The organism is Streptomyces sp. CA-111067, from assembly GCF_050956065.1.
Taxonomy (GTDB): Bacteria; Actinomycetota; Actinomycetes; order Streptomycetales; family Streptomycetaceae; genus Actinacidiphila.
Map to the genome: position 1 here is coordinate 8,401,141 of NZ_CP192103.1, position 12,643 is coordinate 8,413,783.

At 74.1% G+C, this 12,643-nt stretch carries 13 protein-coding genes; 9 read left to right on the forward strand and 4 right to left on the reverse strand.

What is annotated here, in order from left to right; all coding sequences use genetic code 11:
• Window positions 1-15 precede the first annotated feature (15 nt).
• Window positions 16-2,106: a prolyl oligopeptidase family serine peptidase gene (locus ACQPW6_RS37070; RefSeq protein ID WP_433894121.1), complete on the reverse strand. Its 2,091-nt coding sequence runs from the start codon at window positions 2,104-2,106 to the stop codon at window positions 16-18.
• Between the two features lie 47 nt (window positions 2,107-2,153).
• On the opposite strand from ACQPW6_RS37070, the gene ACQPW6_RS37075 reads away from it, so the two are divergent.
• The 8 genes from ACQPW6_RS37075 to ACQPW6_RS37110 all read left to right on the forward strand — a co-directional run bounded on the left by ACQPW6_RS37075 (window position 2,154) and on the right by ACQPW6_RS37110 (window position 8,515).
• Window positions 2,154-2,975 carry a HipA family kinase gene (locus ACQPW6_RS37075; protein ID WP_433894122.1) on the forward strand — a complete coding sequence of 274 codons (822 nt, stop codon included), beginning with the start codon at window positions 2,154-2,156 and terminating at the stop codon, window positions 2,973-2,975.
• The gene (locus ACQPW6_RS37080; protein ID WP_433894123.1) at window positions 2,972-3,355 is read left to right on the forward strand and encodes a DUF3037 domain-containing protein; all 384 of its coding nucleotides are present in this window, start codon (window positions 2,972-2,974) and stop codon (window positions 3,353-3,355) included. Before ACQPW6_RS37075 ends, ACQPW6_RS37080 begins: the two co-directional genes overlap by 4 nt.
• Window positions 3,356-3,563: 208 nt before the next feature.
• A complete protein-coding gene (locus ACQPW6_RS37085) occupies window positions 3,564-4,346 on the forward strand; it encodes an alpha/beta hydrolase (protein ID WP_433894124.1) in 783 nt (260 codons plus the stop codon).
• A gap of 185 nt (window positions 4,347-4,531) precedes the next feature.
• Window positions 4,532-5,293: a 3-oxoacyl-ACP reductase FabG gene (gene fabG, locus ACQPW6_RS37090; RefSeq protein WP_433894125.1), complete on the forward strand. Its 762-nt coding sequence runs from the start codon at window positions 4,532-4,534 to the stop codon at window positions 5,291-5,293.
• 20 nt (window positions 5,294-5,313) lie between these two features.
• Complete coding sequence (locus ACQPW6_RS37095) at window positions 5,314-6,075, forward strand: SDR family oxidoreductase (RefSeq protein WP_433894126.1); 762 nt, start codon at window positions 5,314-5,316, stop codon at window positions 6,073-6,075.
• Between the two features lie 130 nt (window positions 6,076-6,205).
• On the forward strand, window positions 6,206-7,171 hold the full coding sequence (locus ACQPW6_RS37100) for an aldo/keto reductase (protein ID WP_433894127.1): 966 nt from the start codon (window positions 6,206-6,208) through the stop codon (window positions 7,169-7,171).
• Between the two features lie 87 nt (window positions 7,172-7,258).
• On the forward strand, window positions 7,259-7,939 hold the full coding sequence (gene ung / locus ACQPW6_RS37105; RefSeq protein WP_433894779.1) for a uracil-DNA glycosylase: 681 nt from the start codon (window positions 7,259-7,261) through the stop codon (window positions 7,937-7,939).
• Between the two features lie 132 nt (window positions 7,940-8,071).
• A complete protein-coding gene (locus ACQPW6_RS37110) occupies window positions 8,072-8,515 on the forward strand; it encodes a hypothetical protein (RefSeq protein ID WP_433894780.1) in 444 nt (147 codons plus the stop codon).
• Window positions 8,516-8,555: 40 nt separating this feature from the next.
• On the opposite strand, the gene ACQPW6_RS37115 is transcribed toward ACQPW6_RS37110, so the two are convergent.
• Entirely contained in the window at window positions 8,556-9,002 is a 447-nt protein-coding gene (locus ACQPW6_RS37115; RefSeq protein ID WP_433894128.1) for a hypothetical protein, read from the reverse strand.
• A 248-nt stretch (window positions 9,003-9,250) separates the two neighbouring features.
• Between ACQPW6_RS37115 and ACQPW6_RS37120 the strand changes: the two genes are divergently transcribed.
• Window positions 9,251-10,150, forward strand: coding sequence for a Gfo/Idh/MocA family protein (locus ACQPW6_RS37120; RefSeq protein WP_433894781.1), 900 nt, complete (start codon window positions 9,251-9,253; stop codon window positions 10,148-10,150).
• Here the strand turns inward: ACQPW6_RS37120 and lnt are convergent.
• Window positions 10,122-11,654 carry an apolipoprotein N-acyltransferase gene (lnt, locus tag ACQPW6_RS37125; protein WP_433894129.1) on the reverse strand — a complete coding sequence of 511 codons (1,533 nt, stop codon included), beginning with the start codon at window positions 11,652-11,654 and terminating at the stop codon, window positions 10,122-10,124. The genes ACQPW6_RS37120 and lnt overlap by 29 nt on opposite strands.
• Before the next feature lie 256 nt (window positions 11,655-11,910).
• Window positions 11,911-12,507 (reverse strand): histidine phosphatase family protein, encoded by a 597-nt coding sequence (locus tag ACQPW6_RS37130; RefSeq protein WP_433894130.1) that lies wholly within the window; start codon window positions 12,505-12,507, stop codon window positions 11,911-11,913.
• Window positions 12,508-12,643 lie beyond the last annotated feature (136 nt).

Genomic DNA, 12,643 nt, shown 5'->3' on the forward strand with positions numbered 1-12,643 from the left:
GTCACGCGTGCAGGGTCATACGGGCGGGCGCGGCGGGATGTTCAACGTCTCGCGGAGGAAATTCAACTGGTGTCGCAGCAGCCCCTCCACCACCACCTCGTCGGTCGGCCCGTGGGTCACGTTCGACAGCGGCAGCACCCGGTGCGGGCGGTTCGCCGCGAGCAGCGCCGCCGACATCCGCAGGGTGTGCGCGGCCACCACGTTGTCGTCGGCCAGGCCGTGCACCAGCAGCAGCGGGCGGCGCAGCGCGGCGGCCTCGTTGATCGGCGAGGAGCGGTCGTACGCCTCGGGCCGCTCGTCCGGGTGCCCGAGGAACCGCTCGCGCCAGTGCGTGTCGTACAGCCGCGCGTCGCTCGGCCCGGCGCCGCAGACCGCCGCGTGGAAGACATCGGGGCGGCGCAGCACGGCGACGGTGGCGAGCGTGCCGCCGAACGACCAGCCGCGGATGCCCACCCGCCCGAGGTCCAGGTCGGGGCAGTGCTCCGCCGCCGCGTGCAGCGCCGCCACCTGGTCCTCCAGCGGCGCGCTGAGGGTGTCCCCGTGCACGGTCTTCTCCCACACCGGGCCGCGCCCCGGGGTGCCGCGGCCGTCGGCGACCACCACCGCGAAGCCCTGGTCGGCGAACCACTGCGCCTCGCTGAACCACCAGCCGCGCGCCCTCACCACGAGCTGCATCGCCGGGCCGCCGTAGGGCGCGAGCAGCACCGGCAGCGGGCCGCCGCCCGGCTCGTACCAGGACGGCAGCAGCAGCGCGGTGCGGATCGCCCGCTCCCCGGCCCGCAGCCAGGTCACCCGGGGCGGCGTCACCGGCTCCTCGGCCAGGCAGGCCGCCCGGCGCGGCGGGCGGCCGGGGGCCCGCAGGACGAAGTCCCGGCCCGCCTCGGTGTGCGCCGCGAGCAGCAGGCCGCCGCCCGCGCGCCGCCCGGTGTGCACACCGGGGCCCTCGCTCAGCCGGACCGGGCCGGCCGCCGGGTCGTACGACCACAGGTGCTCCTCGGTGGGCTCGTCGCTCGCGATGAACAGCACCGACTCGCCGCTCACCGAGAGCACTTCGCGCAGTTGCAGGCCGGGCGGGGTGACGGGCTCGCCGGCCACCGTCAGCCGCCGGGTGTCGCCGTCGTCGGCCGCGTACACCAGCGCGCCCGACGCCGTCCGTACCGGCGCGCCGGGTATCAGCTCCACCCACGCCGGGTCCCGCCGCTCGTGCAGCAGCCGGGTGGCACCGGTCGCAGGATCGGCGGCCAGCACCTGTACGGTGCGCTGGTCGCGGCTCTGCACGCTCAGGATCGGCCCGTGCGCGTCCCAGCCCGCGGTGGCCAGGTACTCATGCGCCCGGCGGTCCCAGCGCACCTCGGTGCCGCCGCCGGCCAGCGGGAAGACGTGCAGCGACACATCGGCGTTGGCGGTGCCCGCCACCGGGTAGGGGACCGAGTGCGGCGGCTTCGCCGGGTCCGACGGGTCGGAGATCCACCAGCGTTGTACGGGGCCGGTGTCCACTCGCGTTGCGAGCAGCGCGGTTCCGTCGGGCGACCACCAGTGGCCGCGGTGCCGGTGCATCGACTCGGCCGCCACGTGCTCGGCCAGGCCGTAGCCGACCTCCGGGCGCTCCGGCTCGGCCAGCGGCAGGTCGGTGCCGTCGGTGAGGTCCACCGCGCGCAGCGCGCCGCCGGTCACATAGGCCACCCGGCGCCCGTCGGGGGACAGCCGCGGATCCACCACGGGACCGGCGGTGGCCACCGGGCGCGCCGGGCCGCCGTCCACGTCGAGCGCCCACAGCGCGCCGTCCACCGAGAAGGCGACGGTCCGCACGGCGGTGTCCGTGTCGTACCCGGTGATGCCGCCGGTCCGCTCCCTGGCCCGCTCGCGCCGGATCCGCTCGGCCTCCGGCAGCCCGCCGGCCGCGCGGCCGAGCGAGTCCGGGTCCACCAGCAGCCGTTCGCCGCCGTCCTCGTCGAGCAGCCACAGGCAGCCGGTACGGTCCCGCGGGCCGCGGGTGCGCAGGAAGAGCGCCCGGCCGCCGTCGGGGGAGAGGGTGAACGCGCGCGGCACGCCGAGCGAGAAGCGCTGGGTGCGGGCGTGCTGCTGCGGGAAGGTGAGGTCGTCCATGGCGACACTCTGCCGGACCGCGTGCCCGGCCCGGCTAGCCTGGGCGGATGCTGAGAGAAGTGACGGGCATCCGCTATGTGACGCCTTTGCGCGAGGGCGGCTCGGTGCCCGGTGTGGTCGAGGCCGACGACCTCGGCACGTACGTGGTCAAGTTCAGCGGCGCCGCACAGGGCCGCAAGGCGCTCGTCGCCGAGGTGATCGCGGGTGAACTGGCCAGGCGGCTGGACCTGCGGGTGCCGGAGCTGGTGCGGTTCGACTTCGACCCGGTGATCGGGCTCGGCGAGCCGGACGAGGAGATCCAGGACCTGCTGAAGGCCAGCGGCGGCCTCAACCTGGGGATGGACTTCCTGCCGGGATCGCTCGGATTCGACCCGCTGGTCTTCGACGTGGACAGCGCGGAGGCCGGCCGGATCGTCTGGTTCGACGCGCTGATCGGCAACGTGGACCGGTCGTGGCGCAACCCCAACATGCTGATCTGGCACCGCGACCTGTGGCTGATCGACCACGGCGCCTCGCTGATCTGGCACCACAACTGGAAGACCGCGCAGGCCGCCTCCGCCAAGGAGTACGACGCCTCCGACCACGCGCTGTCCCGCTTCGGGCCCGATCCGGCCGCCGCCGCGGCCGAGTTGGCGCCCCGGGTCACCGCGGAGCTGCTGACCGAGGTCACCGCGCTGGTGCCGGACGAGTGGCTGACCGGCGAACCGGGCTTCGACACGCCGGACGACGTGCGCGGCGCCTACCGCGAACTGCTGCTGGCCCGCGCCGCCGACGTGCACCAGCGGATCAGGAGCGCGCCGGGCGGCCGCCGCAGACAGCCGCCGCCGGACTGGCTGCGGCCCTGGGTGGAAGGGAAGAACGCCCAGTGAGCGGACGCGATGTCTTCGAGTACGCGCTGGTGCGCGTGGTGCCGCGGATCGAGCGCGGCGAGATGATCAACGCAGGCGTGCTGGTCTACTGCCGGGCCAAGAGCTTCGTCGGCGCCCGGGTGCATCTGGACGAGACCAGGCTGCGCTGCCTGGACGCGGAGGTGGACGTGGCCGGGGTGCGGGCGGCGCTGCGCGGCTACCAGGGCGTGTGTGAGGGCGGCGAGTACGCCGGCCAGGCCGCTTCCGACGACCCGGGGCGGCGCTTCCGCTGGCTGACGGCGCCGCGCAGCACCATCGTGCAGCCGGGACCGATCCACACCGGCCTCACCGAGGATCCGGGCCGCGAGGCGGACCGGCTGCTGGCACTCCTGGTGCACTGAGGCCGCGCCGACAAGGGGCGCGGAAAAAGGAGTTGGGCGGGGCGGGGTGTGGTTGGTAACGTGCGCGCAGCCGTGACGGACGCGAGGAGGTGGGACCCATGAAGGCCGTATTCCAGTGGGTGCTCCCGCTCCTCGTCACGGACGGGCGATCGACGTAAGGGTCGCCGGGAGCGCCTCGACCACAGGCACTCCCGAAAGGCAACACCCCATGCACTCTCTGCAGTTCACCGCCGAGTCCTCCTCCGACGGCGTCACCGAGCGCGACTTCACCGTGGACGGCATCCCCGGTGTCCTCTGGTCGCCGGCCCCCGGCGCCGAACCGGCCCCGCTGGTCCTGCTGGCCCACGGCGGCGGCAACCACAAGAAGCACCCCTCGATGGCCGGCCGGGCCCGGCTGCTGGTGGCCGGCTGCGGCTTCCACGCCGCCGTCATCGACGCGCCGGGGCACGGCGACCGGCCGCGCACCGCGCACGACGAGGCGGAGATCGCCGAGCTGTTCCGGGCCCGCGCGGCGGGGGAGCCGGAGGGCCCGGTCGTCGTGCGCTACAACGACCACCTGGCGCGGCTGGCCGTGCCCGAGTACCAGGCGACGCTTGACGCCCTCCAGCAGCTCCCGGAGATCGGCGCCGGCGGGCCGGTCGGCTTCTGGGGCATCAACATGGGCACCGCGATCGGCGTGCCGTTCGTGGCCGCGGAGCCCAGGATCACGGCCGCCGTCCTCGGCCAGCACTGGCCCGACGCGCTCGCCGGGAAGGCGCGGCAGATCACCGTCCCGATCGAGTACGACATGCAGTGGGACGACGAGCACATCTCCCGCGAGCAGGGCCTGGAGCTGTTCGACGCCTTCGCCTCGAATGAGAAGACGCTGCACGTCAACGCGGGCAGGCACAAGGAGCTGCCCAGGTTCGAGGCGGACAGCGCAGTGCGGTTCTTCGCCCGGCACCTCGGCCGGGTGACGGCCCCGGCGGTCCCGGCGGCCCCGGTGGGCTGACCTTCCCGGTACCGGCGTCCCGCCGACAGCGGGGCGCCGGCGCGCGGGGAGTCATGAGCCACATCGCCCGTGGTGGCGTTGACACTGGGTCACGGCCCTCCTACGGTTTCGGCAACGGGACCTACTAAGCGGTCGCTCATGCGCAGGCAGGAGCGGGTACCGCATCACAGGGCTGAGGAGAACAGATGTCCACCACCGAGCAGCGCGTCGCGATCGTCACCGGCGCCGCCCGCGGAATCGGCGCTGCCACCGCGGTACGGCTGGCCGCGGAGGGCCGGGCCGTCGCCGTACTCGACCTCGACGAGGGCTCCTGCAAGGACACCGTCGAGACCATCACCGCGGCCGGCGGCAGGGCCGTCGCGGTCGGCGCCGACGTGTCGGACGAGGCCCAGGTCGAGGCCGCGGTCGCCAAGGTGGCGGCCGAACTGGGCGCCCCGACCATCCTGGTGAACAACGCGGGCGTGCTGCGCGACAACCTGCTGTTCAAGATGTCCGCCGCCGACTGGGACACCGTGCTCGGCGTCCACCTGCGCGGCGCGTTCCTGATGACCCGCGCGGTGCAGAAGCACATGGTGGACGCGAAGTTCGGCCGGGTGGTCAACCTCTCCTCGTCCTCCGCGCTCGGCAACCGCGGCCAGGTCAACTACGCGGCGGCCAAGGCCGGCATGCAGGGCCTGACCAAGACGCTGGCCATCGAGCTCGGCAAGTTCGGCATCACCGCCAATGCCGTCGCGCCCGGCTTCATCGCGACCGACATGACCGCCGCCACCGCCGCCCGGGTCGGCATGGGCTTCGAGGACTTCCAGGCCGCCGCCGCCACCCAGATCCCGGTGCAGCGGGTCGGCGTGCCCGACGACGTCGCCAACGCCATCGCCTTCTTTACCGCCGACCAGGCCGGCTTCGTCTCCGGCCAGGTGCTGTACGTGGCCGGCGGACCGCTCAACTGACCGGCCGGAGGCCCTGACCCATGACCCCCCAGACTCCCGACACCGGACGTGTCGCCCTCGTCACCGGCGCCAGCCGGGGCATCGGCTACGGCGTCGCCGAGGCGCTGGTCGCCCGCGGCGACCGCGTCTGCATCACCGGACGCAACGAGGACGCGCTCAAGGCCGCGGTGGAATCCCTCGGCGCCGACCGGGCGATCGGCGTGGCCGGCAAGGCACACGACGAGGCGCACCAGGCCGCCGCCGTGGACGCCACCATGGAGGCGTTCGGCCGGATCGACCACCTCGTCAACAACGCGGGCACCAACCCCGTCTACGGCCTGCTCACCGACCTCGACCTCGCCGTGGCCCGCAAGGTCTACGAGATCAACGTGATCTCCGCGCTCGCCTTCGCACAGCGGACCTGGAAGGCGTGGCAGAAGGACAACGGCGGCGCGATCGTCAACATAGCGTCGATCTCCGGGCTGGCGCCCTCGCCGCTGATCGGCGCGTACGGCATGAGCAAGGCCGCGATGATCAACCTGACGGTGCAGCTCGCCGCCGAGATGGCACCCGCCGTCCGGGTCAACTCCGTTGCCCCCGCCGTGGTGAAGACCAAGTTCGCCGCCGCCCTCTACGAGGGCCGCGAGGAGGAGGTCGCGGCCGGCTACCCGCTGGGCCGGCTCGGCGCCCCGGCCGACATCGGCGGCGCCGTCGCCTTCCTGCTCTCCGACCAGGCCGCCTGGATCACCGGCCAGAACCTGGTGATCGACGGCGGCCTCTTCCTGCACGCCGGCGGCGTGTGAGCGACCCGTCCTGCTCGCCCCCCGGATGAGGGGGCTTGCCTTCGTCCGCACTCCAACGTGCAGAGTCGAACGGGTGGCGGCCCGACAGGGTCCGCCACCCGATCGCTCCCGAGACGGAAGGCAGCCCACCATGCGCTATCGCACGCTCGCCGGCGGCAAGGGGCCCGAGGTCAGCAACCTGTGCCTGGGCCTGATGAACTTCGGCAGCAGTGTCGACGAGGCCACGTCCTTCGCGATCCTCGACCGGTTCGCCGAGGCCGGCGGCACCTTCGTGGACACCGCGAACAACTACCACATCTGGCACACCGGCGGCACCGGCGACGAGAGCGAGGAACTGCTCGGCCGCTGGCTGCGCAGCCGCGGCGCCCGGGACCGCACCGTCGTCGCCACCAAGGTCGGCGCCCGGCCGCCGGCCGGCTCGGGGCAGGTGTGGCCGGACGTCTGGGAGGGACTGGCCGCGCCGACCGTGCGCGCCGGCATCGAGGGCAGCCTGCGGCGGCTGGGCACCGACCATGTGGACGTCTACTACGCGCACGTCGAGGACCGCGGGGTGCCGGTGGCCGAGACCGCGGGCGCCTTCGCCGAACTCGTCGCGTCCGGGGCCACCCGGCTGATCGGGTGCAGCAACCACACCGCATGGTCGGCCGCCACCTTCCGGCAGTACGCCCTCGACCACGGGCTGCCGCACCACACCTGCCTGGAGCAGCGGCACACCTACCTGCGGCCGGCCCCGGACAGCGAGTGGGGCGCCCGCGGATACGCGGGCGAGGACCTGCGGGACTTCGTCGCCGCGCACGACGACCTGACGCTGACGGCCTACGGCTCGCTCGTCCTGGGCGCCTACACCCGCGCCGACAAACCGCTGCCCGCGCCCTACGACCACCCCGGCTCGCACCGCCGGATCGCGGTGCTCCGCGAGGTCGCCGCCGAACTCGGCGTGACACCCAACCAGGTGGTGCTGTCCTGGCAGATCGGCGGCGAGCTTCCGGTGGTCCCGGTGGTCGGGGTCAGCTCGGTGACCCAACTCGACGAACTCCTCGGCGCGGTGGACCTGGACCTGCCCCCCGAGCTGCGCGCCCGGCTGGACGCCGCCTGAGCCGTCCGGTGATCGCGGTGTCAGTGGGGGCCGGTACGTTCTGGGGGAGTAACCGATCGCGTACCGGAGGTTCCCGACGTGCCCAGCATGCTGCCCGACTCCTGGCAGAGCGTCCTCGGCGAGGAGTTGGACAAGCCGTACTTCAAGCAGCTCACCGAGTTCGTCGAGACCGAGCGGAGCGAGCACCGGATCTTCCCGCCCCGCGAGGAGGTCTTCGCCGCGCTCGACGCCACGCCGTTCGACCGGGTCAAGGTGATGATCCTCGGCCAGGACCCGTACCACGGGCAGGGTCAGGGGCACGGGCTGTGCTTCTCGGTGCGGCCCGGGGTGAAGACCCCGCCGTCGCTGCGGAACATCTTCAAGGAGATGAAGGACGAGCTGGGCACGCCCGTCCCGGACAACGGCTATCTGATGCCGTGGGCCGAGCAGGGGGTGCTGCTGCTCAACGCGGTGCTCACCGTCCGCGAGGGCGAGGCGAACTCGCACAAGGGCAAGGGCTGGGAGAAGTTCACCGACGCGGTGATCCGCGCGGTGTCAGGCCGCCCCGACCCGGTGGTCTTTGTACTCTGGGGGAACTACGCCAAGAAGAAGCTGCCGCTGATCGACACCGACCGGCACACCGTCGTACAGGGCGCGCACCCCTCGCCGCTGTCGGTCAAGCTGTTCCTCGGCAGCCGGCCCTTCACCGGTGTCAACGAGGCGGTGCGGGCGCAGGGCCACGAACCGATCGACTGGCGCATCCCCGATCTCGGGGTGTCCGCCAGCTAGCGTCGTCGTCGTGGGGGCGCGCGACAGGAGCGGGAGGCGCCGGTGGAGGACCCGGACACAGCGGACGGCACGGTGGACGGCACGGCGGAAGGACCGGCGGAGGCCGCGCCGGGGACGGCCGGTGACGCCGTGATGACCCGGATCGGCCAGGTCGTGATGCTGCTGCACGCGGGTGACCGGGAGGAGGCGCGGACCCGGTTCGGCGCGCTGTGGGCCGAGATCGGCGACCAGGGCGACCCGCTGCACCGCTGCACCCTGGCGCACTACATGGCCGACACCCAGGACGACCCCGAGGACGAACTGCGCTGGGACCTGCGGGCCCTGCGCGCCGCCGACCTGCTCGTCGCCCGCAAGGACGGCGAGCGGGCCGCCGAGGTGCGCGGTTTCTACCCCTCGCTGCACCTCAACCTGGCGGCCACCTACTGGAAGGTGGGGGAGCCCCGGCTGGCCCGCAGCCATCTGGGCCTGGCCCGCAGCTCGTCCGGGGCGCTGTCGGAGGACGCGTACGGGGACGGGGTCAGGGCCGCGATCGGGCGGATGGAGCTGCGGATGACGGGCTCCGACCAGTTGCCGTGACCGGCCCGCCCGGCGCAACGTCTTCGGGCTGGACGGTCGCTCACCCGCCGTACGCCTGCCGGCAGATCCGGGCGGCCGGGCTGTCCGGCTGCCAGCCGCCGTAGGACTCGCCCAGCTCGCAGACCCCGGCGCTGCCGGGCAGCGCGCTCCCGGCCGGCGTGCCGCCGGACTTCCGCGGAGGCGTCGCCGCCCGGTGCGGCCGGGTCTTGTGCGTGGCGTGGCCGGCGCGCCGGTGCGGGGCTCTGACCGTCCGGGTCCGCGCGGTACCGGTGGCCGCCGGTGACGGCCGCTGCCCGGCCGGTTCAGGCCGTGCCGTGGCCAGCAGTTGGCGGCCGGGGGAGGGCAGCACCACCGCCCCGTCCGGCGCGACCTGCCGGAGCGCGGAGGGCACCGGCCGCAGCGGCGCCTGCGGGGGAGCGGAGACCGTGGTGCACCCGGCCGCCGCACAGACCGCCACCAGCACCAGAGCCACGAGGAGAAGACGCACTCCGCCAACTGTGCCCGGGCCCGCCGCCCCCGGGTAGTCCCCGCAGGGGTGACCGCGCGGGCGCCGGGTATCGCGCCCTCACCCGTACGAGTCAGGCGCCCGTGCCGCCGAGCCCGCAACCGCCCGCGGGCCCCCGCCACCTGCACCGTATGCTGCGGGGACACCACAGCACCGGGCCGTCGGGGGCGTACGCCCGCCGGCCGGATCGCCCACGACGGGAGCAGCGCATGGCAGCCGGCAGCGGACCGCTGAAGATCGGCGTCATCGGACTCGGTGACATCGCCCAGAAGGCGTACCTGCCGGTGCTCACCGCCCAGCCGGGCCTCGAACTGCACCTCCAGACCCGTACCCCGGCGACCCTGGACCGGATCGGCGACGCCCACCGGCTGCCGCACCGGCACACCTCGCTCGCCGTACTGCTCGACCAGGGGCTCGACGCGGCCTTCGTGCACGCGCCCACCGAGCACCACGTGGAGATCACCGAGCAGCTGATCCTGGCGGGCGTCCCGGCCTACGTCGACAAGCCGCTGGCCCGCGACCTGGACGGCGCCAGGCACCTGGTGGAGCTCGCCGAGCAGCGCGGTGTGCCGTTGATGACCGGCTTCAACCGCCGCTACGCGCCCGGCTACGCCCAGTGCCTGGACCACCCGCGCGACCTGATCCTGATGCAGAAGAACCGGATCGGCCTCCCGGAGGAGGCGCGCGGCATGGTGTTCGACGACTTCATCCACGTCGTGGACACGCTGCGCTTCCTCGCGCCAGGACCGGTCGAGCACATCCAGGTCAGCGCCAGGGTGCGGCGCGGCCTGGTGCACCACCTCGTGCTGCACCTGTCGGGCGACGGCTTCTCCGCGATCGGCTCGATGAACCGGCTGAGCGGATCCGTCGAGGAGAGCCTCGACGTCAGCGGCGACGGCAGCCGCCGCCAGGTGCTCAACCTCGCCGAGGTCATCGACCACAAGGGCCAGCCCACCCTGCGGCGGCGCGGCGACTGGGTGCCGGTGGCCCGGCAGCGCGGCATCGAGCAGGTCACCCTGGCCTTCCTCGACGCGGTCAGGTCGGGCCGGCCGCTGGACGCCCGGGACTCGCTGCGCACCCACGAGCTGTGCGAGCGGATCGTCACCGAGATAGGCGCGCAGGCCGCCTGACCCTGCGGCGGATCTCGTACCCTGCGGCGGCCAGCACCAGCAGCAGCGCCAGCCGCGGCACCCAGTCGCCGAACCGGGCATACAGGCTGCGGCCGCCGGCCAGCGGCACCGCGTAGACCGCCGAGGTGCTGTCGGAGGTGCCGATCCGATGCCCGACCGGCCGGCCCTGCGCGTCGTAGACCGCGCTGATCCCGGTCAGCGTGGCGTGCACCATCGGCCGCCAGCTCTCCGCGGCCCGCAGCGCCGCGAGCGAGGCGTGCTGCGCGGGCGCCCAGCTGTTCTGGAAGGACGACGTGGACGACTGGGCCACCAGCAGTTGGGCGCCGTCGTCGGTCAGATGGCGGCTCATGTCGGGGAACGCGGACTCGAAGCAGACCAGCGGACCGATCCGCAGCGCCCCGGTGTCCATCACCACCTGACGGGTGCCGGGCCTGCGGTCCTGACCCGCCGCCTTCCCCACCGAGGTGGCCCAGCCCAGGACCGAGCGCATCGGGATGTACTCGCCGAACGGCACCAGCCGCATCTTGTCGTAGGTCGGACCGGTCACGCCGTCCGGGCCGACCAGCACCGAGGTCTTGGAGATGCCGCGCCCGTCGGCCCGTTCCGCGTCCACGTTGACCAACAGGTCGGCGCCGACCTGCCGGGAGAGCGCCGCCAGCCGGTTCGCCACGTCGGGCCGCGAGGTCAGGTCGACGCCGATGCTGCTCTCGCCCCACACCACCAGGTCGGGGTGGGTGCCGGCGAGCCGCGCCGTCAGCTGCACCTCGCGTGCGAAGCGCTGGTCGGGGCCCACGATGACACCGGGCTGCACCACCGCGATCCGCGCCGTGCCGGCCGCCTGCGGGCGCGGCGCCCACAGCCACACCCCGCCGGTCAGCGCCGCCGCGACCAGCAGCGCGACGCCCGCGGTGCGGCGCACCGGGGGCAGCGTGACCAGCACCGCGAGCGCGGTGTTCACCAGCACCACCAGGAAGCTGATCAGCCACACCCCGCCGACCGAGGCGAGCCGCAGCGCGGGCCGCACCTGGTACTGGCTGGCGCCGATCAGGCCCCACGGGCCGCCCAGGTACTGCCAGGAGCGCACCAGTTCCACCATCAGCCAGCAGCACGGCAGCAGGACCAGCGCCGCCGCGGCCTGCCGCGGACCGGTGCCGGCCGGTGCCCCCGCGCCCAGCAGCCGGCGGACCAGCCAGCCCCAGGGCGCCCACAGCGCGCCGAGCAGCAGCGCGAGCACCAGCAGGAAGACATGAAGGCTGGGGAGCAGCCAGTGGTGCACCGCCAGCATGAAGCCGGCGCCGCCGAACCAGCCGTCGAGCGCGGCCCGCCGCCCGCTGTCGGCGGACCGGGCGAGCAGCAGCCACGGCACCAGCGACACGTAGGCCAGCCACCACAGCCCGGGCGCGGGAAAGGCCAGCGCGGGCACCGCGCCGGAGCACACCGCGCCCGCGGAGCGCAGCCAGGGTGACACCGCCAGGGTGGCGCGCCGCTCGGCGGTCACCGTCATACGCGCGCTCCCTCACGAGCCCGGTACGCACCCCGGGGCGACCAGGTCCTGGCACGGACGTACCCCGGGATCCCGGCGGCATGCGGTCAGCGTGTCCGCGGGTTCGCAGATCCGGCGCGGGACCGGGGCGGCGGCGGGCCGGCCCGGCCGGCTGCCGCGCGCGAACGCCTGCCCTCAGTCTGCGGCCACCCGGCGGCGGCCCGCCTCACCGGGCGGTCCGTACGGGCGACACCGCCGGGGTGACCCGGCCGCGGCCTCAGGGGCGGCGGTTCCACAGGGTCAGCACGTGCTTGCCGTGCTCGGAGCCGAGCCGGCTCACCGTGCCGGTCGCGAGCTGGAACAGGGCGCCGTCGGCCGGCGGCAGGCCGAGCCGCCGCGCGGTGACCACGCGCAGGAAGTGCGCGTGCGCCACGAGCACCACGTCGCCGCCGTCGCCGTTGGTGAAGCACGCCTCGACCAGCGCGAGCACCCGGTCCGCCCGCTCGCCGACCTCCTGCGGGCTCTCACCCGGATGGCCCTCGGGTCCCGGCACGACACCGTCCCGCCACAGGTCCCAGTCGGGGCGCTCGCGGTGGATGTCCCGGGTGGTGACGCCCTCGTAGCCGCCGTAGTCCCACTCGTGCAGATCGGGTTCGACCAGCACCCGGTCGAGCCCGGCCAGCTTCGCGGTCTGCCGGGCCCGCTCCAGCGGGCTGCAGAGCACGTACGAGATGTGACGGCTGGCCAGCAGCGGCGTGAGCGTACGGGCCTGCTCCTCGCCGTCGGTGGTGAGCGGCAGGTCGGTGTAGCTGGTGTGGCGCCCGTTGCGGCTCCACTCCGTCTCGCCGTGCCTGATCAGAACCAGCTCACCCATCGAGGAAACCTCCCGTGACACCCGCTCGGAGCCGCGATGTGATCATACGTCGGCGCTGCTGGTGGCGGCCTGGCGGCGAATCCCGGCGCCCGTCGTTACGATGGCGCGGAGGGCCGCCGACCGCCGCAGACCCCGA

Excerpts from the sequence above, each read along its gene's own strand:
- ACQPW6_RS37070 (WP_433894121.1), bottom strand. The coding sequence starts at position 2,106 with ATGGACGACCTCACCTTCCCGCAGCAGCACGCCCGCACCCAGCGCTTC.
- ACQPW6_RS37075 (WP_433894122.1), top strand. The coding sequence starts at position 2,154 with ATGCTGAGAGAAGTGACGGGCATCCGCTATGTGACGCCTTTGCGCGAG.
- ACQPW6_RS37085 (WP_433894124.1), top strand. The coding sequence starts at position 3,564 with ATGCACTCTCTGCAGTTCACCGCCGAGTCCTCCTCCGACGGCGTCACC.
- fabG (WP_433894125.1), top strand. The coding sequence starts at position 4,532 with ATGTCCACCACCGAGCAGCGCGTCGCGATCGTCACCGGCGCCGCCCGC.
- ACQPW6_RS37095 (WP_433894126.1), top strand. The coding sequence starts at position 5,314 with ATGACCCCCCAGACTCCCGACACCGGACGTGTCGCCCTCGTCACCGGC.
- ACQPW6_RS37100 (WP_433894127.1), top strand. The coding sequence starts at position 6,206 with ATGCGCTATCGCACGCTCGCCGGCGGCAAGGGGCCCGAGGTCAGCAAC.
- ung (WP_433894779.1), top strand. The coding sequence starts at position 7,259 with ATGCTGCCCGACTCCTGGCAGAGCGTCCTCGGCGAGGAGTTGGACAAG.
- ACQPW6_RS37110 (WP_433894780.1), top strand. The coding sequence starts at position 8,072 with ATGACCCGGATCGGCCAGGTCGTGATGCTGCTGCACGCGGGTGACCGG.
- lnt (WP_433894129.1), bottom strand. The coding sequence starts at position 11,654 with ATGACGGTGACCGCCGAGCGGCGCGCCACCCTGGCGGTGTCACCCTGG.
- ACQPW6_RS37130 (WP_433894130.1), bottom strand. The coding sequence starts at position 12,507 with ATGGGTGAGCTGGTTCTGATCAGGCACGGCGAGACGGAGTGGAGCCGC.